The following is a 23,014-nucleotide window of genomic DNA, read 5'->3' as shown; positions in this document are numbered from 1 at the left end:
AGACTCTTTTCGGCGATTCTAGAAAACATTTCGGGCTTGATGTCTGTAATCGCGGCAACAGTAACCATATCCTTCCGGAAGGCATTGCAGTTGCGTGAAATAACAAGCAATGCTTTGCTCTTAACGGGAATAGGGCTGCCCGCTTCGTCATGCTCGGACGCATAAACCTGAACATCGACTAGAATATCGCCTTGCTTCAAATGGGCGTCTGCTTCCGCCTTGATAATCAATCCCATGAGAGATTCTGCCTACTTAGGAAAATGCTGACTGCATCCAAGCTGACGCTGAAAGTGCCCCTTCATCTATTTCAATAGATGGAATGCTGATCGAAGGAAGGATAAATCTACGAGGCAAGTGCAACTCGCCCTCAGGATCAATGGCTCTTGCAAACTTGATCCATTGTTTGGCGGTTATAAATTCATCCAATAACTTGGATCGGGCATGAAAAAGCATTAACGCTAACTTTTTCATCGCATCTACTGGCTGCGAGCTTTTTTGCTCTTCAAACAAATTGCACGCACGTGAAATACTCTCCAAATAACAAGAAATTTGATCTGAATCAGGCTCTTCATGTATCAGACCAAGAATTTGCTTTGAAGCTAAAATTTCCTGTTTTAAATTTCTCGCAATCGCATCCAATTCGATCTGTGAATTTTCTGCGTATGCAACAGAAAATCCTGTATTAGAATTTGTCCCGACAACGTCAGAGCGAGACCTGTTCAATGCTGGCGACGTATAAATCTCAGGTAACGCCCCGCCAATGCAAGCAGTAATTCCAGCGATCATTAAAAGTCGCGGAATCAAATTGTTTTCGCCACAATTTGCAGCATTAGGGATCGGAAAAAATTCGGCATGACTATATAAAGAATAGTTCATAAGCGAATCTCCTCTAGACGGTTAACATCCAACAAATTAAAAAATTGCTTATTAACCAATTCGTTAGCAGCCGAAAAAGCGCTATCAAGATCATCGCTAAAAGGGAAAGTGTGCCTGATTTCCAGTTGCACTTGATTTTGGGTCATGGAAATAGCGACATGAGACGATTTAATTTGATCGCCTTCAATAAAGCGCAACTCAAATTGCTGGAGACTAGACATGCACACTCTTTCAAAATCTCCAGCAAAACGAATCAATTCGCATAATTCGGAAGTATTTTTGTAATCAATGCCTTTTTTTAGGATGTTGATTTTTGCCAACTCAAGACGAACAATGCTTAAATTTTCAATACCTCTGCTTTTAGCAAATGAGGCAAATTTTTTGTATTCATCAATAGCTTGACGCTTGATGCCATTTTGCTCTCCGTGATCATGAAAGCGTGGGTAATGCTCTCCGCGCCGACGCCAATTCACATAAACACGATCGCCTTGGAGCTGAACAAGCAATTCCTCGTTATGGCTGATAAGCCATACTCTAGCATCAATCATTGGGCCAAGCTGAAAACCCACTCCATCCATTACTGGTGGATGAAGTTCACTTCTCTGAAAATCACTCACACGCATTTCCCGATAAACGCCGAAATCAAGTGTCGTCAGTGGTGTCGGATTTAATATGAAACCACAAACGACTTCGGTGATCGGTGGGTTGGTTAATTCGCTAATCAATTTAAGAATCTCTTTGCTCGCAAAATGATTGCTATGCTGGGTCTTGCATTTCTTGCAAGACCGAATTGTGCACGGTAGCCGCGAGGCGTTTAGAGAAATGCTGGTCAGCTCGTGCTCTACGTCACCATCCTCTCAACTCTCGCCATCAATATTGACAACAATATCCTATAAACCTACCGCTGATCCAGCCGCGCCACCACGACCCTACGCCACGGCATCCAGGCAACACACCCGATTGCGCCCCTGCTGCTCGGTCCGGTACATGGCCTGATCGGCGCAGACGACGATCTCGACGATGCGTTGGCGCAGTCCCTCGGCATCCGCTCAACGCCGCAAAAGGTGCCAAATATCGAGAGCCATCTTCCGACATTCTTCCGGCATACGATGTTGACCGGCGGAAAGCATGAAATTGCCGATGATGTTGGCGAAGTCGCTGGAAAAGTCCTCGGGGCCATATCGACTCGACAGATGGCGCATTTCCAGGTACAGCGATCGGTCGATGTGCATGATGTCGTTCAGAATCGACTGGGCCTCAGTCACGCTTCCTCCTGGGGTCAACGACAGGCTTCGGTAGCCAGGACGCTATAGAGCGTTGTGCGCCCGATTCGATACTCGCGGGCCAGGGTGCTTGCCGGCTCGCCAGCCGCCCGGCGTGCGCGGATCTCGTCGATCTGTCCGGCGGTGAGTGCCTTGGGTCGACCGAAGCGCTTGCCGGCCGCCCTGGCGGCGGCGATGCCCTCACGCTGGCGAGCACGGATCACGTCGCGCTCGAACCGCGTCATGGCCCCGATGACCTGGCGCATCAGCACCTGAAAGGGATCGGTGACGTCCACCGAAAAGGTCAGCCCCTCGCGGTGGAAGCGGATCCCGATGCCCTTGGCCGTCAGCGCCTCGACCAGGCGCTCGAGGTCAAACAGATGGCGAGCCAGCCGGTCAATCGAATGCACATGCAAGGTATCACCGTCGCGGATGTAATCGAGACAGGCTTGGAGTTGCGGCCGGTTGTCGGCTTTCGAGCCGCTGACGCGATCCTCGAAAATCCGGTCCAGCACCACGCCGTCAAGCTGTCGCTCGGTGCTCTGATCCGTGCTCGATACGCAGATATAGCCGATCTGTTTTCCGGTACCCATGCGCGCTCCTGGATCTTTTCCAGGCTTCAGCGGGCACTGAAGTTCTGCTGAGGAACGGCAGGATCAGCCTCGCGATACCCATGCTGCCGCCGTCGCTTCCCGATCGCGGCAATCTGCTTGAGTCCGGCTTCCTGAGAGGCGACACAGACAATTCGGTGCCCTCCCAGGTGCGTGCCGATCCCTCCCCAGCACTGGAGCAGCGTCCAGTCGCCGAGCAGGTCACGGACCAGGGCGACCTGGTAGTAGCGCTGCTTCTCGTCGTGGATCCAGCGACGCAAGATAGCTCCTGCTGTTCCGCAAAAGATGTTCGGAAAGTATATGGCTTTTCGGGGAACAGTGTACAGAAAGCCGACTATTCGGACGGATCGGCATCGATGGGCAGGTCAGCCCAGGCATCCGGATCGTCTTCCGCGCGGTAGCCGTCGAACCAACCGGCGCGTGTCGTCGGCGCCGGCTGTTCGGACGGACAGAGCGAAGAACCGCGCCGCAAGCGTGGCGGGATCTGCGCACAGTCCTCGTCGGTGAGGGCCGCGTCCTCGTCGGCGCTCGTGATGTGGATGTTGGGTGTGGGACGCGGCATGGATGATCTCGGGTTAGAGCTTCTGTGCCGGCTCTATGCGCTCCAGGGCGTCGAGGACGACCTGAAGGCCGGCGTCGGTGTCCAGGAGAGCGATGGGGTTGATGCCGCACAATTCGGCATTGGGCGATTGCAGCCAATCCAGGGCAGCCTGGAAAGACCCGAAAATGCCTTTTGCCTGCCCCATAGCGACATCAAAATATTCCGCCTCAAAAGAAGCAGTAGCTTCATCTATTTCGAGCTTAAAAGTGTTGCACAAATTCACGATGATCCCCCAGAGCGCGATTCTGAGGGATGGCCATCCTGGAATTTTTCGGATTTCCAGGTCAAACAGCGTATCGCAATCATGCGGATCAAAATCGATAGCGCACCCAGTGAGCGCACTATACAGCGTGCTGTATTTTTCGGCTTCATCTGATTCATGCTGTTCGATCAAATGAAACTGACCGAAATTTGAACACTGCACACAAAAATCAACTTCAAAAATCTGATCTTCGACAGAAAGCTTGATGTGAATTTCGCTCGAATCAAGTTCTTCACCGGAATAGCTTGGATTTTCCTGAATAGAAAATTTGACGTGCTCGACTTCGATGAAGATAGGGCGGTCGTTGATAACAAAATCCGTTTGAATGTCCATCTCTGTTTCGCAGCGAAGCTGTTCGCCGTTGGGAAAAGTAACCAGCGTTAAAACCTGCATAGTTCACCTTTTTTGAATATGAAAAAACCGGCTTTGAGCCGGGGTCAAAATAGCGCCCGCCGCGCGCACAGACCACGGCGGCCAGCTTGGATCGAACTTGGGATATACACTGTATATATCTGATCCCTCCCTCTATGAGGTGTTCCATGTCCGCCATCCCAAGCTCAGTCACGGAGGCTGTTCCCACGACCCGACCGGTCAATCTGCGCGTGCGCGAGGACATCCGTGCACTCATCGATCAGGCCGCCCGCAGTCAGGGCAAGTCGCGCTCGGAGTTCATGATCGACGCCGCGCGCCGTGCCGCCGAGGACGCCCTGCTCGATCAGGCCCTGGTGCGTGTCGATGCCGAGACCTATGCCCGGTTTCTGCACGTGCTCGACCAGCCGCCCGCCGGCGAGGGCTTCGAGCGGTTGATGCGTGCGCCGACGCCATGGGCGCGGTGACACTGGAGGCGCCGACACCACTTACCGACGCCCTTGACCTCCTCCCCGCCCTAAAGGACGGGGATTCCGTCCGGGGCGGAGAAGTTGCGGTTCTAGCTACATCACCGCTTTCGCGGTGATTTCGCGTACCCGCTTCGGGGCCGGGTCATGCGGCCCGCCCAGTGGAGCCTTAAGAACCACTGGGCAGCACAGCCCATACCGGTCGCGGACGTTTTGCGCCGCGTTGACATCGGCGTGCGCCTGGTGTCCGCAGCGCGTGCAGACATAGGCGTGTTTGCGCCGCTCATTGAGCGGCACCGCAGTGATGACGCGATGACCTGCGCGGCGTTGTGATCGGCGTGGAGCAGATGCACGTGGTCGGCCTCGACCACCGAATTCGACCATCATCGGTGCCGTTCACCGCTGTCCCTGGTCAACCTGGCTTGCGAGTCGCCTCACAAGCCCTCGCCTTCAGGCGGGGTAGTTGACGGGCGCTTGGCGTTTCTGCCCACTCATCCTCCACAGATACTTGCATCTTTTTTTTTGCAATGTATGATTACAAATAAAGTTACATTGTAGATTTTAGGTGTCGAATTGAAGCGCTCATCAGTCATCGCGGTATCCGCCCTTGCGCTGTGGGTCAGCGTGACCGGATGTGCTCCGCGCTTCGTCGAAATCGAGCGCACGCCGCGCATTGCCTGGGTCGAGCGTCCGTTCGTTGTGGAAAGCGCCTTTTTACAGCCCTCACCACGCCGGGAGCTTGTTCAGACCGAACTGACCGGCGCGCAACTCGGCCCCATGGAGCGCGTACGCTGGATCGAGGGGGTCAATCCGAACAGTCCCCGCATCCAACGGGCGACGGAGCGGCACGGCGCTCAACAGGGCGCATTGAGCCATCAGGCATCCTCCCCATCAGTCGACGAGCAACTGGTGCAGGCCGTGTTTTTCGGTGTGCATGAAGGGCGTCTGAGTGCCGAAGGCGAACTGGCCCTGAATGCGTTCCAGGGGCGCGGTGATGAGCGCTATTTCGTCGAGTTCCTGTATGCCGGTGCGATGGACGAAGTGGCAACGCGCGAAATGACGGCCCTTTGGGTGGATCTCTCCAAGCGTTTGGTGCAGCGCGGTGCCGACCCGAAAAAGTTCGTTATGGGCGGTTCTAAATACAATCAACGCATCAACGCCGTGGCCTTGCTAAAGGTTGGAAACTGATGACGGAGAAACCGATTCCCAATTACGTCGACGATCAGATGCAGGTTTTCTTCTGGGAAGTCGACGAATTTTTTCCGATCCTGACGATTTTTGTTCTGTTTTTCATGTGGGATCAGTTGTTGATTGGTATCGCCCTGTCATGGGCTTTTGGGCGCTACTTTTCACGATTCAAAAGCTCCAATATGGACGGCTTTTTGTTCCACATGGCCTGGTGGTCCGGTTTGATGTCGATGAATAAAAGGTTTGCCAATGGTTTGATGCGCGAGGCTTGCAAATGAACTTCAAAAATGCCCTGCGCTCCATGGAACGCCTTCAGTCGCTTTCGATTGGAATGCTGGCGTCGAATGTCATCATGGCTGGAGGTTTGACCTATGCCATTGTGGCCATAAACAACACCCACGAGCGACTGGTCATCATTCCGCCGCATCTGGATGCACAGGTAGAAGTCGCGTGGTCATCGGCCAACAGGGAGTACCTCAAGAGTTTCGGACTCTATGTAGCCACACTGGTCGGCAATATTCAGCCCAAGTCATCCACGGTCGTCCTGGATGCGGTCAGTGCCTTTATGGACCCGGCCATCTACACAGAATTCCGACGGCAAGCGCTGGCTATCATTCAGGATCCCGTATTCAAAACCAGTGGTGCGGTGATGACGTTTCAGCCATCCACGATCCAGTTCGAGTCGGAAACCTCGCGTGTATTTGTTACCGGGTCGCTGATTACAAAAAGCGGACTCAGTCAGGACAAACAAAAAACCGTGACCTACGAACTCGGCGTTCGGATTCGTGAGGGGCGTCCATGGGTCAGTCATTTCACCTCGTACGAGGGTAGCGTCATCCGGACTGTGGCCTGGCACATCAACAACAGCGCCCGCGAAGGCCAACCCATTCCGCAGCACGCCTTGCCGGTTTCGATGCGTGCGCCAAAGGCTGAAGCTGAGAATCCGTTTCCGCAAACGGCCTTTGAAAGTGTTCCGGTTTCGGAAGACGCTTCCGACGAGCGCTGATTTTTAGGCGAATTTTTATGAAAAGAGCCGTTTTAATTCCGTTGATGTGTGTCGCTCAAGCGGCCGCTGCCAATGGCGCGGCGGCGGAATCGGCCGCCGGCTCAGGTCGCTTCGTCGAGCGACCTGGAACAGGTAAAAGCGAGACCGTCAGCCAGGCCCCTGTGCCGTCAGTCCCGCTGGCGGCTGCACCCGCGCCGTTAGCCGATGTGGAACGCTCGATCGAGCAAGCCCGGCAAGCCGGGGGCATCCCGATGGATCCGGCGCTGCGTGACATTCACTTGCCTGGACTCAAAAACGATGATCCATCGCTGCGCCCGTGGGTTTTGCATACCCGACTCGGCGTCAACGAAGTCGTCAAGCTCAGCGCTTCATTGATCAATCGAATTGCCACGCCATTTCGTAAGCCTATTCTGATCGATCCATCCAGCTCGTCGGTTAAGATCATCGGTTCCGACGTCTATTACACTCCAGCCAGTTCCAGTCCTATTGGGATTTTCATTGTCGACTCCGAGAACAAAAATCAGACGATCTCGCTGACCGTCATCCCGACGGACGGCATTCCTGGACAAAATCTGATCGTAAAACTTGAAGATCTGCGGGCGGCTGAAGATTTGACGCCCAATGCTCCCAGAGGCAAGGGCGGGCTTCCAGGCAGAGAAGCCGACTATACCAGCTATGTCCGTGCCGTGATGACACAGGCGCTACGCGGAAAAGTCGATGGTTTTTCGAATGTCCCGCTCGAAGGCGGGGTTGCCAAAATGGGTGATTTGCAAATCACCCCGGATCTAGTCTTCACGGGATCGATCATCGATATTTATCGTTATCGCATCAGCAATAGTGGAAAAAAAGCGCTCGACCTGCATGAAAATAATTTCTATCGCAAGGGTGTTCGAGCGGTCGCCTTCTTCCCCCGTCTGTCGCTGGCCCCTAATGAAGACGGCTATGTGTTCATTTTGGCCGATAAACCAGGAGCGGGCCGTTGAACATTGTTGAATCCTATAAAAGACTCAATCCCGGTGTGCGTCGCAACGTGCTGGTTGGCGGTGTCCTTGGCGGTGTGCTGGCCGTTTCAACGCTCTTGATGTCCATGGTGGAGCGCGAAGCGGCGCAGCGCCCTCGGGCCGATCGTCCAGAGGTGACTGTGGTCTCGCCGCAACGCATGACGGGCGTCGAGCAATTCAGTGCTGAAATGGAAGCCATGAAGCGTCAGTTGCAGGATCTGCACAATCAAACGCGCGAGCTTCGCGAACAGAACGAAGAACTTAAGCGAAAGCAGCGCGAGGCACCAGGTCCAAGCAGCCCTGATATGGACACGTTCAGCGTCAACGAAGCGGAGTTCTTTGACCCTGAAGCCCTTGCGCCGGAACTGGCCGAAGATCCGCCGCTGCCCGATCTCGAGGGCGGCGATGGTCGCGATGCGTTCGCTCTGGAAGCGCCGCCGCCATTTTCGGATGTTGCGCCTTCATCAGCGATGACGCCATCCGCAATGCCGTCGCTTCCTCCGGCGTTGCCGCCACCGATGCCCACAGTTCCTGCGCAACCGCAATTTCGGGTGATCTCGGAAGCGGGTGAGCTTACAGGCGAGGCCATCGATCGGGAAATCAACGCCACCGAAGAGTCCGCCGATGAGAAGGTCTACATTCCGGCCGGTTCGATGTTTACTGGGGTTCTGCTCAACGGTCTCGATGCACCCACAACAACAGCGGCCCAAAAAAATCCGACCCCTGTGGTCATGCGCATCAAGCGTGAAGCCGTGCTCCCGAATTATGCCTCGATCGATGTTCGCGAGTGCTTTCTGCTGGCAGCCGGGTACGGACAGTTGTCCAGTGAGCGCGTGATCATGAGGGCTGAAACGCTGTCGTGCGTGCGTACAGATGGCCAGGTATTCGAAACCAAACTGGATTCCTACATCGTAGGAACGGATGGGAAGGTCGGAATGCCGGGCCGATTGGTCAGCAAACAAGGACAAATGATCGCGCGTTCCCTGCTGGCTGGTGTGTTTGCCGGACTGGGTGATGCGCTGGATGTCGACAAGGTTTCCTCGCTCAATATTGATCCGGATGGAGAATCTATTTATGAGCAGGAGAATCTTTCATCCGTGTTTCAGTCGGGGACGGCCTCTGGGTTGTCTTCGGCCGCCAACATGGTCGCGAAGTTCTATCTCGATATGGCCAAGGAGACATTTCCGGTCGTCGAGGTTCCGGCCGGTGAGGTGGGGACGATCGTCGTGACGCGCGGAGGCACTTTGCCATTGAAAGGCTCGACCAGTCTTCAGCTGTATGCCGACTCCAGCAGCAAGACACCGAGGCCCCAGGCGTCGGCGGCCGCCGCCTCAACGCCTTCCAACCCCGCGCCGCCCCCACCACAGGCACCGCCGGCACAACCGCCAACGATGCCACGCCTGGATGCCGCTTTTGATGCGCAGCGGCCATCCGGTCAGCCTACCTTTGGCAGCGGCGTTGGGTGGTAGCTATCTGTCCAGGCACAGAAATACAGAGGTCTTCGGTGAAAAAGGCAGCCTTGCTGACAATCAGCGCTTTAGGAACCCTGATGACGGGATGCGCCGCACTCAATCCGGCGGGTGAGTCTCAGTTTGCCTGTAAAGGCGATCAGTGTCCGACACCCATAGAGGTGTATTCCGAAACCCATAATGCACCACCGTCCGTTGAAATGGGGCGAACCCCCAAACAATGGCGGGGTGGTGGGCAATGGAAAGCGGGTAAAGAGGGGGAAGGTGAATCGGATATCTACCTGAAACGCGCTTTGGATTTAGCCCCGCAAGCACAATCCGCTTCCGGGAATGCCGATGATCCGCCTTTCAAGCCGATCCGTGAGCCCGCTCAGGTTGCCCGGATCTGGATTGCACCGTGGATCGATCAAAACGACAACCTGCATGCCAATGGATACGTTTTTACGGAGGTCCAATCTCAAAGCTGGTCTTTTGGCGAGCCTGAAATCCGGCATTCGCTCGGTCTTCAATCCTTGCCTATCCAATAACCGTTCCCCCCATCATCACACGCCGTTAAAACGGCTTTTTGCGGAGAAAATAGATGAAGAAGACGATCACCCTGACCGTTGCCGCCCTCCTTTCCGGTGCCTCCCTGCAAGCCATGGCCGGTGCCGGTGGCACCGAGTTCACTCAGGTCCACGAGCAGGTCTCGGGCTGGGCCAACGGCACCCTGGGAAAGACCATGGGCGTGGCGGCCCTGCTGGTGGGCCTGGGCATCGGCGTCATCAAGCAGTCGGTCATGGCCGCGGTCGTGGGCGTGGCCATGGCTCTGGTGGCCGGTTTCGGCCCGGATGTCATCGACGGCGTCATCACGGCCGGCCTGCCCATCGTCAACACGATCTAAGCCCTCACAGCGGGATGCTCAGGGCATCCCGTTCCCCAGCGCCCGACGTGCGTCGGGCGCCTACTCGACACAGAAACAGGTCGCCGTATGTCTTTCGTCTTTGAGTCGTTGGGCGCTTTGACGCAGCGCACGTTACCAGACGATTTCATCCCTGTGTCCGCCTATGATCCGGATACGGGGGTGTTTCTCTGCGAAGACGGGCATTTGGGTCTGTGCTACTGGGGCGACCCCGTCAATGGGGCCGACGACACAACGGCGGAAATGCTCAAAGGTGCATTTTCGATCCCGTTGCCCGCCGGTAGCTTCGTACAGGTGTCGCTGTTGGGGATGCCGGATATCGACACGACGATCTACAACTATAGGCAACGGCGCGAAAACGGCCTCAACCAAATTCAACATCCCGATGCACGTGAGGTTCTGAGCGCCTACTACGAGCGTCGCGCCGACTTTATCGATTCGGGAAAATATGAGGCATTACTGCCCTCAACCGGTGTCAAAATTCTCGACCGCAAGGTGGTTCTGACACTGAAGACGCCGTATCAAGGTTTGACGCCCTCAGAAGAAGACATCGAAATTTTGGCGGAAACAGGTGCCAAACTGGCTGAATCACTCCAGGCAATCGGTTTGTTTTTGCGTCGTATGACCGCCGAGCAATACCTGGAATTGGCCTATCGGTTGACGCATCCGTTCGACCCACCCAAAACCGATCCGGTTCGTCCGGAGCAACAACTCAATCATCAAATTTTCGTCGCGGGCGAAAGCCTGGATGTGGGCAAGGATTCTCTGATCTTCAATGATGAAGTCTACGCGCAGATTCTCAGCGTCTCGCGCTGGCCTAAGAGTAATGCGCTATCATTGATGGCGTATATGATCGGTGATCCACTAGGGGCCAACAATCAAGTCAAGCTTCCTTACCACATCAACCTTACGCTGCATTATCCAAATCAACACGAAAAAGTCAGTGCGATGCGGCAAAAAGCCGGCCTGATCAACTATCAGGCTTTTGGCCCACTGTTGCGGTTTGTTCCTAAACTCGCCTTCAAGAAACAGGGCATGGATGTTCTCATTCATGCCATTGAGCAGGGTGCCACCGTGGTCGAGGCGGCCTTGACCATGACAGTCTATTCCAAGGACAAGGAAGAGGCCTCGCGCCAGGTCTCGGCGATGCGCACATACATGCAGTCATTTGATATGACCATGGGAGAGGAGCGGCGTATTCTGCTGCCGGTATTCTGGAATGCATTCCCCTTGTTCCCGAGTGTTGAAAGCATCAAGAATACCTTCCGCTTCAAAACAATGGCTGTCGAACACGCCCTGACATTTGTGCCCATCCTGGGCGAATGGAAGGGAACGTCGCGTCTGGACGGCAAAGGGCATGCGCTGCTGTTGGCGAGCCGCCGCGGCCAGATCATGCCTATTGATCTCTATGACTCGTCAACCAACTACAACTCCGTGGTATTCGCCGAGTCGGGCTCCGGCAAATCCTTCTTCACCCAACAGGTCATCATGGATTACCTCTCCATGGGGGCCAAGGTCTGGGTCATTGACGTCGGACGCTCATATTACAAACTTACTCGCCTTCTCAATGGCTCGTTCATTGAATTTGGCCCAACATCCGGACTGTGCCTCAATCCGTTCTCGAGCGTGACGGAGATCGATGAGGAGGTCGGACTGATTCAGGCGATCGTGGAGAAGATGGCCGCCCCCGAGGAGGGGCTGGACGATTATCGACGCTCGCGCATCGAGGAGGCGATCAAGGCGGTCTGGGGTCGTATGGGGACATCATCCACCATCACGGATGTGGCCGAATACATGAGCCATCAGCCCGATCCGCGCGTGGCCGATATCGGTGCCATGCTCTACCGTTTTACCCGCTACGGCTCCGAAGGCTACTGGTTCGATGGTGTGAGCAACCTGGATCTGACCAAGGATCTGGTGGTGCTGGAACTGGAGGAGCTTAAGGGCAAACGGACGCTTCAGCAGGTCGTGCTGATGCAGATCATCAGTTCCATTCAGCGCGAAATGTACCTTTCCAAGGATGGTCGCCCCAAGCTGCTCATCATCGACGAGGCCTGGGACTTGCTCGACGACCCCATGGTCGGTCGATTCATGGAGCACGCCTACCGGCGATTCCGCAAATATGGGGGGGCCGCCAAGATCATCACGCAATCCATTGCGGATCTCTATCGCTCCTCCTCCGGACGCGCCATCGCCGATAACAGCGCCTTCAAGTTCATCCTGCGTCAGACAGCCGAATCCATCGATCAGGTCGAGCGCGAGGGCTATCTGGCGCTCGGTCCTTATGGGTATTACCTCTTGCGCACCGTGCACACGATCCCCGGCAAATATGCCGAGATCATGGTGTACTCCAATCAAGGCATGGGCGTCTCGCGACTCGTGGTGGACAGGTTCTCGCAAGTGCTTTTCTCCACATCGGGCGCAGAACGCACCGAAGTCATCAATGCCATCGAGGCGGGTGCCACGCCTCTTCAGGCGATCGAGGAGTTCATTGCGACTCATGGTTAAGACAGAGCCGACTATTCCTGAATCGATCGATTCAGACGCGATCGAAATCGCCGAGCCCGTCACGCCTACCGATGCGTCGGTGCCGGACGAGTCGTCGCATCCGGCGCGCGACTTTCTGGTCAATCTCGCCGTCATCATCGGTCTGTCAGCGGTGACGGCGGCCGGGGTTCAGCACCTCATGTCGTCCACGCTGGAGACCCCGAGCCGCGCGCCGGGGCTGCTGATGGTCGATACCGAGCGCCTGGCCCGAGAGGCGATCGACGCCTTGGGTGATCTGGTGGCGCAAAACAAGCTGCCATCCGAGGACATGCCGGAGCGCAGCCGCCAGTTCAGCGAGGGGCTGCTGCGTGAGATCCAAGCCTACGCCGCGCGTGGCCATGTGGTGCTCCGGAGCGCCGCCGTGCTGGCCGCACCCGCGGAGGTTCGGGACATCACCGACGAGGTGCGCGAGCAGCTGTTGCAACAGGGGCTGATGGATCGCAAACCCGAAACGCGCCGCGAGGGTTATTGAGATGGTGGGGCAGATTTTTGGGGGAGGGATCCTGTTTTCCATCCTTGGAGCGCTGGCTTTCGTGTTTTGGCCGGCGGATGCCTGCCAGCGTATCAACAACGCCACCACGCTGGCCCATGGCGCCCTGGGCCTGGTGCCCTTTACCGGAGAGGCGCTGTTTCGGCGTGACATGAGCCGCTCTTGGGCGGACGTCGAGGATTGGTCTCAGTGGACACACGCGCAGATGACAGCGTATTTCGGACAGCCGCACTGTCAGGCCGACTTCGACAACGTCTATGGCCCGCGTACCGATACCCGCGAGGCAAACGACTGGCTTCAGGAGTATGACCCGGAACTCTACAAGCTGTTGGCCCCAGAGTCCGACACAGCGACCGTTGACGACGAAAACGAAAGGGGACAGCCGTGAAGCGCCCATCACCCCGTTTTCTGCTCCAGATCGGCGGATTTTTCATCATGTCGCTGGCCCTCGTGACATTCTGGCGTGCCAGCGACTATCGGCTGGGAGTGGATGTGCAACGCTTCACGGGCGAGCCGTCGTGTCTGCCTTTTACGCTGTTCGTGATGCATATGCAGGCCGATCGACCGCCACAGCGCGGCGATTTCGTCGTCGCCACGATGCCCGACTCCGGTCTGCCGCTCGGTGCGCGCCCAGGGGCGCGGATCCTCAAGCGTATCGCGGGTGTGCCGGGCGATCAGATCCGTATCGAAGGCACCGAACTCTATATCAATGGCCTGCATCGGGATCGGCTGTGGCTGGCCAAAAGCCTCCCTGGTAAACAACCCGGCGACTTCGATCTGGATCTGACTCTGGCCGACGGTCAGTATTTCCTCTTGGGATCGACGCAAGAGAGTTTTGACTCACGCTACTGGGGACCGATCCATCGTGAAGCCATCCGCGGTTACGCTCACCCTTTGTTTTAGTCTCGCACTCCACAGCCATCTCGTCCAAGCCGCCGACACAGGACTGACGCGCCAACCCTGGGCCGACCGGACCGACTTGGCTCCGGCGCAGCGCCCCCTTCAGCCACAGCCGGCCGCCGGGCTCGAGAACTTCTCCACTGCGTACTCCCGCGAGGAAGCATGGATGGAGGCTGCCGTAGAGCGCTATCTCCAGCACGCACCGGAGAGCGCCGAGGCGACGATCGACTACTCCATGCAGGTCTTCATTTCAGAGGGGATGCCGGAGGGGGCGCTGCGCCATCTGTTCAAACAGGCGCTCGATGAGCCGCCGGGCCAAGTGCGCTTTGTCTTGCAAGGCTTCGAGCCGCAAAAACTCGGCGCACTGATTGGGCGGCTGCGTCGCCTGTTCCCCGATCCGCAAGGCGACGACATCCTCATTGAAATCGACCCCGAGGCGTTCCGTACCTATCAAGTCGACTCTGTTCCCGTGTTCCTGGTGAAGGACGGCGAAGAATGGTACGAGGTGCAGGGCACGATCAGCCTGGAAGGCGCGCGAGAGAATGTGCGCCGTCGCGGCCCCCTCGTGGTCGGCGAACTGTACGCCATTGCTGAACCCGACATGCTGACCGTCATCGAGGAGCGCGTGCGCGACTACGACTGGACAGCCGCCTTGCAGCGCGCGCAATCGCGCGTGGCCGACAATCTGTCACCGAAGTTCGATCTGCCAACCGTGACTCGGCACTCTGAAGATTTTTTCACGCCAGTTTTTATTGTTCCACATGACATTGTAATTCCTGAGTATAATGAAAACCCGGAAGTGTTACTGGCGCGAGCAGGAACCCGATACAACATCCTCGATTTCACAAGCCTCCAGGTGCCGATCATCGTCTTCGATGCCAGTGATCCACGACAGAGGCGATTGGTGAAGGAATGGATTGCCGGTGAGTATGCCGACGCCGATCTGTTTGTCGTCGGGGCCGAGTCCGCCGACGGCCGGCCTGGAACGGTCGCACTGTCCGAGCAGTTGCAACGCCCAACCTATCCCTGGTTCGGCCGCATGAGCGATCGATTCGGTGTGCGCGCCGTACCCGCCATCGTCGAGCAGGCCGGGGACCGTCTGAGGATTCGTTACGTTGAGCCACCGTCATTTACGCCTTGATCGCTTTCGCCGCCCGCTCTGTGCGGCTATTGCCGCGATCGGTCTTGTTTGTGCGAGCGCGCCACTGAAAGCTGAAGGCATGAAGCTGGGGTGCAACAGTTACAGCCCGCTGAAAACCATGTTCTCGGATGTGTGCTGGTCCGGGATGTTTCCGATGCGGATTGCGGGCGCGACCTTCATGAAGGGCAAGTCCGGCGTGCCCAGTGACGCCACTGGAAAGGCGATCTGTGTCTGCGGCGGCAACCTCGCCAAAGGGCAGTTGCCCAAAATCGGCTTCACCGTCGGTTTCTGGGCGCCCTCCAAAATCATCGATATCACCCGCAAACCATACTGTCTCCCTTCATTGGGCGGACTAGAGATCCCCGTGGGGGGAATCGACTTCATCAATGGCGGCGCGAATCTCGGAAGGGGGCAGCGCAAAGAGGCCTTCGCCAACTGGATCCTGTATTCCGCCCCGCTCATCTACATGCTGCGCCTCCTCGATGAGGGGGCCTGCCCTTCAGACGGTCTGTTGGACTTCGATGTCATGCACATGAGTCCGTTGTTTCCGACGCAAAACGACGTCACCGGACGCTATACCACGTTTCTCAACCCCGAAATGATGCTCCTGGCCAACGCCAAGTCGTTTCTCGCCATGCCCGTGGATGCGGTGTCCTCGACCCTCGGCAAGCCGATCAACAACTTGTTTTGGGTCGCCGGTGCCTGGGGGCAGATCTATCCCATGACCGGTTTCAACGGTATGGGACGCATGGTCGATCCGGTGCGCTTCAGCAGTCTCATGGCAACACGCTCGATCGCCATGCTTCATCGCCTGGGCTTGATGAACGAAACCATCGGCGACGACAACCTGTGCGAGCGCAATGCGCGCTTCATCCTGCGCAAAGACGCCTTCCGCTGGCAGATGTTGGCTCCCTCGCCGGAAGGTGGACGCTCGTCCGGCGGGGGCGGATCCGGTTCATCCGGTCAGGTGCGGTTGGTCAATCCGCCGACGCGCGGCGGAACCTGCACCCACGCCACCGGGGCCAGCACCGCCGGCTGGGGCATGTGGCGCGATGTGCCGGCCACCGGCGAGGACCACGCCTACATGCTGTTCCAATGGACCGACTGCTGCTTCGGACTCACACCTGGAAGTTAAACATGCATCAGCCTACCTTGAGCCGCCCCATGCGGGTCGGTGCACGCTTCATGTTGGTCTGGATGTCGGTCGTGTGGCCGATCCAGTGGCACCAGGCGTATGCCCAAGGCCTCCCTGAGTCGACCGAGGCGCAACTCGTCAATCAGCGCGCCCAAAAGCTCAGTAATGACTGGAATCAAGGGCAGGGGACCGTGCGTCTGCCCAACTTGATGGACGACAACGCGCCGGTCAGGACGCCCAATCTCGATCCGGGGTCCGCCGACGCCGATCTGGCCGGACGCGCCGCCGACAAATACCAGCCGTTGCAGGTGGGGGATATCGTCCAGGGCGCGCAACGCGGAAGCGACTTTGCCCAGAGTCTCTACTCAACATCAGATGTCAGCAACTACAGCCTGGACCAGACGCGCGTGGAGCCGGGGGTCAACCAGACCTCATCCTCAACCGTCAATTTCTCCGAGATCATGCCGGTCTACAGCGAGACGGATCTGAATCTGATCAATCAGACCGGAGCGACCATCTACAGCGATCCGGCCCAGGCCAAAGTGCTCTCCGAGCAGGATCGCAAGAATCTCAGCCGGCTCGGATGCCGAAATACCCAGCTCCTGTTGCTTGATCGACAAGACATCCATCAGGCCAAGACTTCCCCGGAACATCGCATCCTCAAGGTCGAGTTCTTCGACGTGCATCAGGAGCCAATTCCAAACACGAATCCGGTCGAGTATCGTGAAGTTACGACCCCTTCGTTCTATCGCAAGGGACAGGTCCAGCTGCAACGGCCCACGCTCGGCGGTGTGGCGCAGCAGTGGTGGGAGCGCGTCGACAACGATTTTGCAATTCGCTATACCTATACCCCTTACACCAATCCAAAAAACCAAAACTTTTTCACCTATAACCACAAGCTGGCCTACTTCCATCATGGCCCTTATGTCGTCGCTCCGGACAGCTATTTCTCGAGCTATGGCCAGCCGCGCGACGGTTTTACACCCGTCATCAATTACACCATCCCCTATGGGGTCGGCGAGATTTACATCTCGGCGGATTTATACCGCACTGAAGTGACCTATTCCGATCCGGTTCCGGGGCAGATTTGCCCTCCGGATCCGCCCGCTGTCTGCGAGGTCGATTCGATCGGCGGTGATCGCCTGCGCTGGTGCCCAGGATCGCCGGGGGCCAATGTGCTGCTCATGTATGACGACGGTACAGCCGTATCCGCCCAGCGTCAGGGTAAGCAGTACAGCGATCTCATCATGGCCAATACGGCCTCCAATAATTACATCAATGACAGCGGTGTCTCCAGCGGTGTGATTCGGGGCTTGAATGCCAGTTCGAGTTCCTCCAGCGTCTCGCAGGAATTCGCTGGAGTCTGTAGCCGTGAAACCATCAGTGTTATCGAGGAAACGGTCGATAATTCCTACGATAACGAAGATGTGGAAATTTGCTCGGAGACACTGGTCAATCCGTATCCGGATGGTTGTCATACCATCAAGCGTTCGTTTGGCATGTCCTATCTGGGTGAGCAGAATTTCCTCACCGTGCGCGCCTTCAACAAAATTGCCGAACCTATCATCGATCCAACGACGGGCGAGCAGGTCAAGGATGGCGATGGAAAACCGATGTTCACATACCGTAAGGAACCGGCAGCCGTCAATGGACCGATCAACACCAATTTCCCAATCGTTGGCGCCTCACGCTGCAACAATGGCATGGGTACAGGATGCTCAACGGAAATCAAGCCAGACAATCCCGACGGCTCCAGTGCCGGATACTATGTTGAATATGATCACGTTCCATTGGTTGCCGATCCTTATATCTACGCGGTCGATGGCGTCTATCTGCAAACGGGCGGCTCATCGTCATTCGGTCATTACGGATTGCCGACGAATAACTGGACACCCACAGGCAGCGCTTCGGGAAATGGGTCTGTCCATGATCTGCGTCTCGTAGCCAAAGTCTATGCCGTGACCATCAATACCTTCGCCGGCTGTGAAAAATATATGCAGTATGCCGCGGATGGTTTTTGTCAGGGGGCACGCCTGAATTGCATTGACAGCGCTCCAACGCGCACGATCGGTGGCGTGACGTTTGGTCCCGGACTCCCGAACGAGGGTATTGTCGAATTACTGAAAAAATGGGGCACCGACTCATCGGCGGATTTTCCGGATTACGATAACGGGGATGGGCGAGAACCATTGCCAATCGGCCCCGAACTCACGCTATTAGACGACAAGATGTGCTGGGAGGCGACCGGTGAGCCTTTTACGACGTGCTCGACGATGGGGGATTTGACAAATCTGAAACAGTTCACCCGTGACGGCGAAATTTGGGCGACCGATTGCCATATCACGGAAGGACCGGATGGCGCTCCGCTGGATGGAGGATCTTGTCGTCGTGTCAGCGCCTATGATGGGTGCGACAGCCGATTCGTCGGTATTTACTCCGGTGTTTGTTACAACCCAACGGCGGCCTATGACTGTGGCGAGAGACAGGATCGCGATTTCATCGTCACCATTGAGGAAAAAGGGGATTCCTGCTCAGGTGTGATGCGTTGTTTGGGCACCGAATGTCACCGGCCAAATCTGGCTGGTGACAATGCCGAGGATTTCGCCCAAGCCGCCGCCGGCATGGAGGCACTGAACATGATGAAGATGGACATGGTGTGCGCAGAAACCGGCGAGCAACCCACAAGCACCTCCCAAGCCTGTACGCCCGTCGTCTTCGGCGGCAGTGCGATGTATTGCAAGATTCCTATCGGCAATGAAATCGGATTGACGCCCAACTGCTGCAAGGAAGCGGAAAAAGCCGCCAAGTCCGATGGCCCCAGCTGGTTCGATTATCTCAAGGCCACGTATTTGATCTATAAAATCTCGGAAAACAATATCGTTCAGCAATTCCTGGGGACCAAGGACGTCTACAACTCCACAGCCAAGATGTTTGGCGAAATTGCCAAACCTGTCACCAACGCTTACAAATCCGCCTCCGAATACGTGACGAAGAACTTCGTTGAACCACTGTCCGCCGGGTTTGACAATCTGTTCAGTTCGTTCGGGGCAGGCAGCGGAGGCACGGCAGCTACGGTGGGAGTCGATGCAACGGCCAAGCAGGGGTTGATCAGCGGCACAATCGACTCGCTGCATCAATCGTTGCTCAAGGGCGCTCAGAAAATTTTGATCGACATTGGGGGACCGGATTTCGCCAGCCAAATTATCACCACGGAAGGCGGGAAACTGGTACTAACCCAGACGGCCCAGAGAATCCTCGACACCATCAGTTTGGTCTTCATGGTCTACAGCCTTCTCAAGCTGATCGGGCATATCATCTTTGCCTGCAAGCAGGAGGAGTATGAGTGGGCGATGAATATGAAATGGCGGTTATGTACCTATGCGGGCGATTGTTGCAACAAAAAAGTGGTGATACTCGGATGCCTGGAAAAACGCAAACTGTATTGCTGCTATAAATCCATTGCCGCGCGCGTAATCGCCGAGCAGATCATCAAGAAAGGGCTGTTGGCATCGCGCTCAAAGGGCTATCGCTCGGGGCCGGGCGGAACCACGTTGAAAAAGTGCGATATCAACTGCGGTGGATTTACCCCATACGATTTGGCCGAAGTCGACTGGGCTCAAGTCGATCTTTCCGAATGGTTGGATGCGCTGATCGAATCAGGGCTGTTCAATCCGACCACCCCGAGCACGACCTATGCGGTAACGACGGATACGGTTCCTATCACGCAAACGGTTGGGCGCACGAACGATGAGGAGGGGCAGTTCGATCAGCGTGTAGCGGCGACAAAAACGGCCGAGGGCGTCAGGGAAAATACCTCAGATATGCTGCAAAACACCGCGACATTGCGTCAGGCCGATCACTGCTACGCCTATGATGATCGCAAGATGCCGTATACCTATCCGGAGTGCGAGGCGTGCAGCAATGCCATCACCAAGGGCGGTCACAGCGGCGTGGCGAACTGGGTGTTCAACGAGAATCCCGATACTGGTGCCATCGATATCGAGTGGGGGGCGTCTCAGTATGGCAGCCTCAGCGCTGGCGATTATCACTTCAGTGCCAGTTTGAACATTGAAGACGTCTCTGAGATCAATCAGTTCATCCTGGAAATGCTGCAATACGACGATTGGTTGCGACTCGAAATCAACGGGCAACAGATACTGAACGGTCCCTATGGCGGCGACATGCTGCAATTATGCGCCGGCAATATGGTTCAGTATCAATCGAGCGGCGGATGCACCGGCAGTCGCGATCTAAACAACGCGCGACGGTATGTCGCCAATATCGACGTCCTGCCGTATCTGCATAGCGGAACCAACACCTTCAGCGGTCATGTGATCGTTGGCGGGGGCGGAGAGTTTTTTGCCCGCTTCCGCACCCTTCAAACATGCAAAGAGTGGAACGAATAGTCAACTACCCCGTCCTGAAGGACGGGGTTTCTCGCGGAGGAACGATGGATTTAAGTGCCGGCAGTCTCGGTTTTCTGATTGGAGTCGGCGTGACCGTCATGGTCACGCTATCGATCGTGCTCTCGGGGTCGCGACGTGATCAGGCACGCACCCGCCGCGATCATCAAAAAGCCCGCGAGCGCCATCGCGAACAGGTCGCGCTCAATCCACGGCGACGACGCACGCGCCCCGAGGACGAGGACGGGGGCGACGCCCCCCAGGTGGAATGGGCTCCGGAAAGTCATCTCAAGATTCCGCCGGCCGATGTGCAAAAGATCGAGGGCATTCCGACCCGTAACGACACCCCGCGAGGTTTTTTCTGATGCCACGTCATGCCGTCATCGCGTTCCTCATGGGGGTGCTTCAGGTCTGGAGCATGATCGGGATCGCGTCAGCGCGGGCCGAATCCGCGCCAAAGGGGGATCCTGTGGTCCGCGCCTTGCGCCAAAGCGAGGCCGATAAGGCTCCATCCGTGCTCAATCAGGCCTGTGATCTGTTGCGCCGAGCCGAAGACAGCCGGGAGGCGTCTGTCGCGGAACGTCAGCGGCTCTTGGCCGAGATCGCCGGCAAACTGCGTGATGAGCAGCCCGCCATGCTCCAAGCACGCGGAGACGCGGCACGCCTGGGGCTCTACGGATTGCCGAAGAACCTCAAACAGGCCGAGCGTTTCTACACGCTGGCGGCTGAGAGACAGTCGGCGGAAAGCGGTTACAACGCGGCCCTTCTGCTGTACCTGAACAGCCGGCAAAAGCCCAATCAGGCCACAGCCAAGCACATCCTAAATGTGCTTCAAAAATCTACAATCACACATTACAATGTAAAAGGGATTGTGGCTGCACAAGCGCATTTTTTGGCCGCGCAGATCCATGAGCAGGGTCTGGCCGGGCGCAAGGATCCGGGCAAGGCGTTCCTGCACTACCGTGTTTCGGCGCGCAACGGTTACGTCCCCGGCATTTATCGCTATCTGCGGATGTTGAGCGGGTCAGTGGCCAAACTCCCCGAAGACGAGCGCATGCCGCATGTTCAGGAAATGCGCGCGATGGCCTCGCGCTGGAAGTGGGCTTCTCCCGACATCATGCGCCTGATGGGCGATCTACATGCGGCGGGATGGGTGGCGGATAAGGACGGGTTTTATGCGCAGTATCACTGGCGTCTTGCCGCACGCATGGGCGGAAACCCAGGCGCATCGGTCCGGCCGCCGGACGCCATTCAGGCGTTGCCCGATCCGGCCCTGGAGCGGCGCTTGAACAGTGCCGTTGAAGCGGCCTTGAAACAGAACAAAGCCCGTCCAAGGACTTACAAGCTGGAGTTCGCGGATGTGTGCTCTTAACTTTTTGGTGATATTTCATGTTCGAAGCAGTGCCCGATATCTTAGCCGATCGCCACTGCGTTCGTCGTGTCGGTACTTTTGCAATCGCCGCGCTCCTTGGCCTCCTGCCAAGCGCCCCCCTACACGCCGGCGTGGTGGATTCCTTTATCCAGGAAAAAGAGCGTGGCTGGTTCTGGTATGAGATCGAACCTGAACCGCCGCCGGAACCACTCCCGCCGGAGTTCCCCCCGCCCGCCGTCATTGCTCCCGCACCGGCATCAACGCCTGAAACTCCTCCACCGTTGAGTGTGGAGTGGTTCAAAGAGTATTACCCCTCGGTCCTCAACGAGGCCGTCGACAACCCCACGCCCGAGAATGTGGCCAGCTATCGCTACGCCACGCGCGTGATGCTCGACAAGGCGAGCAACTTCGCCCATGAGTTCAAACGCCAGGCGCTGCTCGATCCGTTGCTCGATGAGAGCAATCGCTATCCCTTTTCCTCGGCCGCGCGTGGATCCTTCGCCAATTTCACCAATCAGCAGAAGCGCGAGGCGGTACAGACCATTGCGGCACGGGCCGGACTCTGGGTCTTCGTGGATGAAACCTGCCCCTTTTGCTCCATGCAATACCCCATCATCGCGCGAACAGCCAAGGAGCGCGGTTTCGTCGTGAGCTACATCACCCCAGACGGATCGCGTCCCGAATGGATGGCCGAAGAGGATGAGGTGCTCAAGGACGAAGGCCAGTCGAGCGTCCTCAAAATCCAAGTGCGCCCCGCCACTGTCCTGGTCGTGCCGCCCGAAACCCTGACCGTCATCACCCAGGGGATGCTCTCTCAGGATCTTTTGGAGGAACGACTGCTCGTGGCCGGCGACATGGCCGGACTGCTGGGCGACAAGGATCGCCTGAACGCTTTCCCCATGGAGCGCGGACTGCTGACCACCCAGGACATCCAGGAGGCGGGACAGGCGATGGAACAAGACCCGAAAGCGCTGACGCCGAAAGTCCAGGAACTCATCGAAAAAAGGTATTGA

Annotated in this window: 27 protein-coding genes; 18 read left to right on the top strand and 9 right to left on the bottom strand. The window is 56.8% G+C overall.

The features are described 5' to 3' along the window. The 8 genes from HW932_RS19970 to HW932_RS19935 form a co-directional block, all read right to left on the bottom strand. On the bottom strand, positions 1–236 hold a 236-nt coding region (locus HW932_RS19970), incomplete at its 3' end, for a hypothetical protein (RefSeq protein WP_176978219.1). Positions 237–252: 16 nt separating this feature from the next. Continuing rightward, on the bottom strand, positions 253–876 hold the full coding sequence (locus HW932_RS19965) for a hypothetical protein (RefSeq protein ID WP_176978218.1): 624 nt from the start codon (positions 874–876) through the stop codon (positions 253–255). Next, the gene (locus tag HW932_RS19960; protein ID WP_176978217.1) at positions 873–1,601 is read right to left on the bottom strand and encodes a hypothetical protein; all 729 of its coding nucleotides are present in this window, start codon (positions 1,599–1,601) and stop codon (positions 873–875) included. The genes HW932_RS19965 and HW932_RS19960 overlap by 4 nt, the downstream gene beginning before the upstream one ends. A 324-nt stretch (positions 1,602–1,925) precedes the next feature. Beyond that, a complete protein-coding gene (locus HW932_RS19955) occupies positions 1,926–2,141 on the bottom strand; it encodes a CMP deaminase (RefSeq protein ID WP_176978216.1) in 216 nt (71 codons plus the stop codon). Between the two features lie 14 nt (positions 2,142–2,155). After that, positions 2,156–2,731 carry a recombinase family protein gene (locus HW932_RS19950; RefSeq protein WP_176978215.1) on the bottom strand — a complete coding sequence of 192 codons (576 nt, stop codon included), beginning with the start codon at positions 2,729–2,731 and terminating at the stop codon, positions 2,156–2,158. A gap of 26 nt (positions 2,732–2,757) precedes the next feature. Beyond that, a complete protein-coding gene (locus tag HW932_RS19945) occupies positions 2,758–3,009 on the bottom strand; it encodes a WGR domain-containing protein (protein WP_176978214.1) in 252 nt (83 codons plus the stop codon). Between the two features lie 74 nt (positions 3,010–3,083). Then, positions 3,084–3,311, bottom strand: coding sequence for a hypothetical protein (locus HW932_RS19940; protein ID WP_176978213.1), 228 nt, complete (start codon positions 3,309–3,311; stop codon positions 3,084–3,086). 13 nt (positions 3,312–3,324) lie between these two features. After that, complete coding sequence (locus tag HW932_RS19935) at positions 3,325–4,005, bottom strand: MbcA/ParS/Xre antitoxin family protein (RefSeq protein WP_222932465.1); 681 nt, start codon at positions 4,003–4,005, stop codon at positions 3,325–3,327. Positions 4,006–4,151: 146 nt separating this feature from the next. On the opposite strand from HW932_RS19935, the gene HW932_RS19930 reads away from it, so the two are divergent. Continuing rightward, positions 4,152–4,448, top strand: a complete 297-nt coding sequence (locus HW932_RS19930; RefSeq protein ID WP_176978211.1) for a type II toxin-antitoxin system TacA family antitoxin — start codon at positions 4,152–4,154, stop codon at positions 4,446–4,448. 96 nt (positions 4,449–4,544) lie between these two features. Here the strand turns inward: HW932_RS19930 and HW932_RS22210 are convergent, their stop codons facing one another. Next, entirely contained in the window at positions 4,545–4,832 is a 288-nt protein-coding gene (locus HW932_RS22210; protein ID WP_425485133.1) for a zinc ribbon domain-containing protein, read from the bottom strand. 189 nt (positions 4,833–5,021) lie between these two features. Here HW932_RS22210 and HW932_RS19920 point away from each other — a divergent pair, with 189 nt between their 5' ends. The 17 genes from HW932_RS19920 to traF all read left to right on the top strand — a co-directional run bounded on the left by HW932_RS19920 (position 5,022) and on the right by traF (position 23,014). Continuing rightward, a complete protein-coding gene (locus HW932_RS19920) occupies positions 5,022–5,636 on the top strand; it encodes a hypothetical protein (protein ID WP_176978209.1) in 615 nt (204 codons plus the stop codon). Continuing rightward, the gene (gene traL, locus HW932_RS19915; protein ID WP_176978208.1) at positions 5,636–5,914 is read left to right on the top strand and encodes a type IV conjugative transfer system protein TraL; all 279 of its coding nucleotides are present in this window, start codon (positions 5,636–5,638) and stop codon (positions 5,912–5,914) included. The genes HW932_RS19920 and traL overlap by 1 nt, the downstream gene beginning before the upstream one ends. Next, positions 5,911–6,642, top strand: a complete 732-nt coding sequence (locus tag HW932_RS19910) for a TraE/TraK family type IV conjugative transfer system protein (RefSeq protein ID WP_176978207.1) — start codon at positions 5,911–5,913, stop codon at positions 6,640–6,642. Before traL ends, HW932_RS19910 begins: the two co-directional genes overlap by 4 nt. Before the next feature lie 17 nt (positions 6,643–6,659). Next, on the top strand, positions 6,660–7,625 hold the full coding sequence (locus HW932_RS19905) for a TraK domain-containing protein (RefSeq protein WP_176978206.1): 966 nt from the start codon (positions 6,660–6,662) through the stop codon (positions 7,623–7,625). Continuing rightward, positions 7,622–9,112, top strand: coding sequence for a TrbI/VirB10 family protein (locus HW932_RS19900; RefSeq protein WP_176978205.1), 1,491 nt, complete (start codon positions 7,622–7,624; stop codon positions 9,110–9,112). The genes HW932_RS19905 and HW932_RS19900 overlap by 4 nt, the downstream gene beginning before the upstream one ends. A gap of 35 nt (positions 9,113–9,147) precedes the next feature. Beyond that, positions 9,148–9,639: a type IV conjugative transfer system lipoprotein TraV gene (gene traV / locus HW932_RS19895; protein ID WP_176978204.1), complete on the top strand. Its 492-nt coding sequence runs from the start codon at positions 9,148–9,150 to the stop codon at positions 9,637–9,639. Positions 9,640–9,692: 53 nt separating this feature from the next. Beyond that, positions 9,693–9,995, top strand: a complete 303-nt coding sequence (gene traA / locus HW932_RS19890) for a TraA family conjugative transfer protein (RefSeq protein WP_222932464.1) — start codon at positions 9,693–9,695, stop codon at positions 9,993–9,995. A gap of 87 nt (positions 9,996–10,082) precedes the next feature. Continuing rightward, positions 10,083–12,521 carry a type IV secretion system protein TraC gene (traC, locus tag HW932_RS19885; RefSeq protein ID WP_176978203.1) on the top strand — a complete coding sequence of 813 codons (2,439 nt, stop codon included), beginning with the start codon at positions 10,083–10,085 and terminating at the stop codon, positions 12,519–12,521. Beyond that, the gene (locus HW932_RS19880; protein WP_176978202.1) at positions 12,514–13,032 is read left to right on the top strand and encodes a TrbI F-type domain-containing protein; all 519 of its coding nucleotides are present in this window, start codon (positions 12,514–12,516) and stop codon (positions 13,030–13,032) included. Before traC ends, HW932_RS19880 begins: the two co-directional genes overlap by 8 nt. A gap of 61 nt (positions 13,033–13,093) precedes the next feature. Further along, positions 13,094–13,438 (top strand): hypothetical protein, encoded by a 345-nt coding sequence (locus HW932_RS19875; RefSeq protein WP_176978201.1) that lies wholly within the window; start codon positions 13,094–13,096, stop codon positions 13,436–13,438. Between the two features lie 47 nt (positions 13,439–13,485). Beyond that, positions 13,486–13,953 (top strand): signal peptidase I, encoded by a 468-nt coding sequence (gene lepB, locus HW932_RS19870; protein ID WP_176978200.1) that lies wholly within the window; start codon positions 13,486–13,488, stop codon positions 13,951–13,953. 163 nt (positions 13,954–14,116) lie between these two features. Beyond that, positions 14,117–15,091, top strand: coding sequence for a TrbC family F-type conjugative pilus assembly protein (locus HW932_RS19865; protein WP_176978199.1), 975 nt, complete (start codon positions 14,117–14,119; stop codon positions 15,089–15,091). Continuing rightward, positions 15,066–16,226, top strand: coding sequence for a TraU family protein (locus HW932_RS19860; protein WP_222932463.1), 1,161 nt, complete (start codon positions 15,066–15,068; stop codon positions 16,224–16,226). The genes HW932_RS19865 and HW932_RS19860 overlap by 26 nt, the downstream gene beginning before the upstream one ends. A gap of 2 nt (positions 16,227–16,228) precedes the next feature. Next, entirely contained in the window at positions 16,229–20,632 is a 4,404-nt protein-coding gene (gene traN / locus HW932_RS19855; protein WP_176978198.1) for a conjugal transfer protein TraN, read from the top strand. Positions 20,633–20,676: 44 nt separating this feature from the next. Beyond that, positions 20,677–20,994 carry a hypothetical protein gene (locus HW932_RS19850; RefSeq protein ID WP_176978197.1) on the top strand — a complete coding sequence of 106 codons (318 nt, stop codon included), beginning with the start codon at positions 20,677–20,679 and terminating at the stop codon, positions 20,992–20,994. Beyond that, positions 20,994–22,001: a sel1 repeat family protein gene (locus HW932_RS19845; protein WP_176978196.1), complete on the top strand. Its 1,008-nt coding sequence runs from the start codon at positions 20,994–20,996 to the stop codon at positions 21,999–22,001. Before HW932_RS19850 ends, HW932_RS19845 begins: the two co-directional genes overlap by 1 nt. Before the next feature lie 17 nt (positions 22,002–22,018). After that, entirely contained in the window at positions 22,019–23,014 is a 996-nt protein-coding gene (traF, locus tag HW932_RS19840) for a conjugal transfer protein TraF (RefSeq protein WP_176978195.1), read from the top strand.

The organism is Allochromatium humboldtianum, assembly GCF_013385175.1.
Lineage (GTDB): Bacteria > Pseudomonadota > Gammaproteobacteria > Chromatiales > Chromatiaceae > Thermochromatium > Thermochromatium humboldtianum.
The sequence above is the reverse complement of the archived record's forward strand: the minus strand, read 5'-3'. Positions and strand labels throughout refer to the sequence as shown.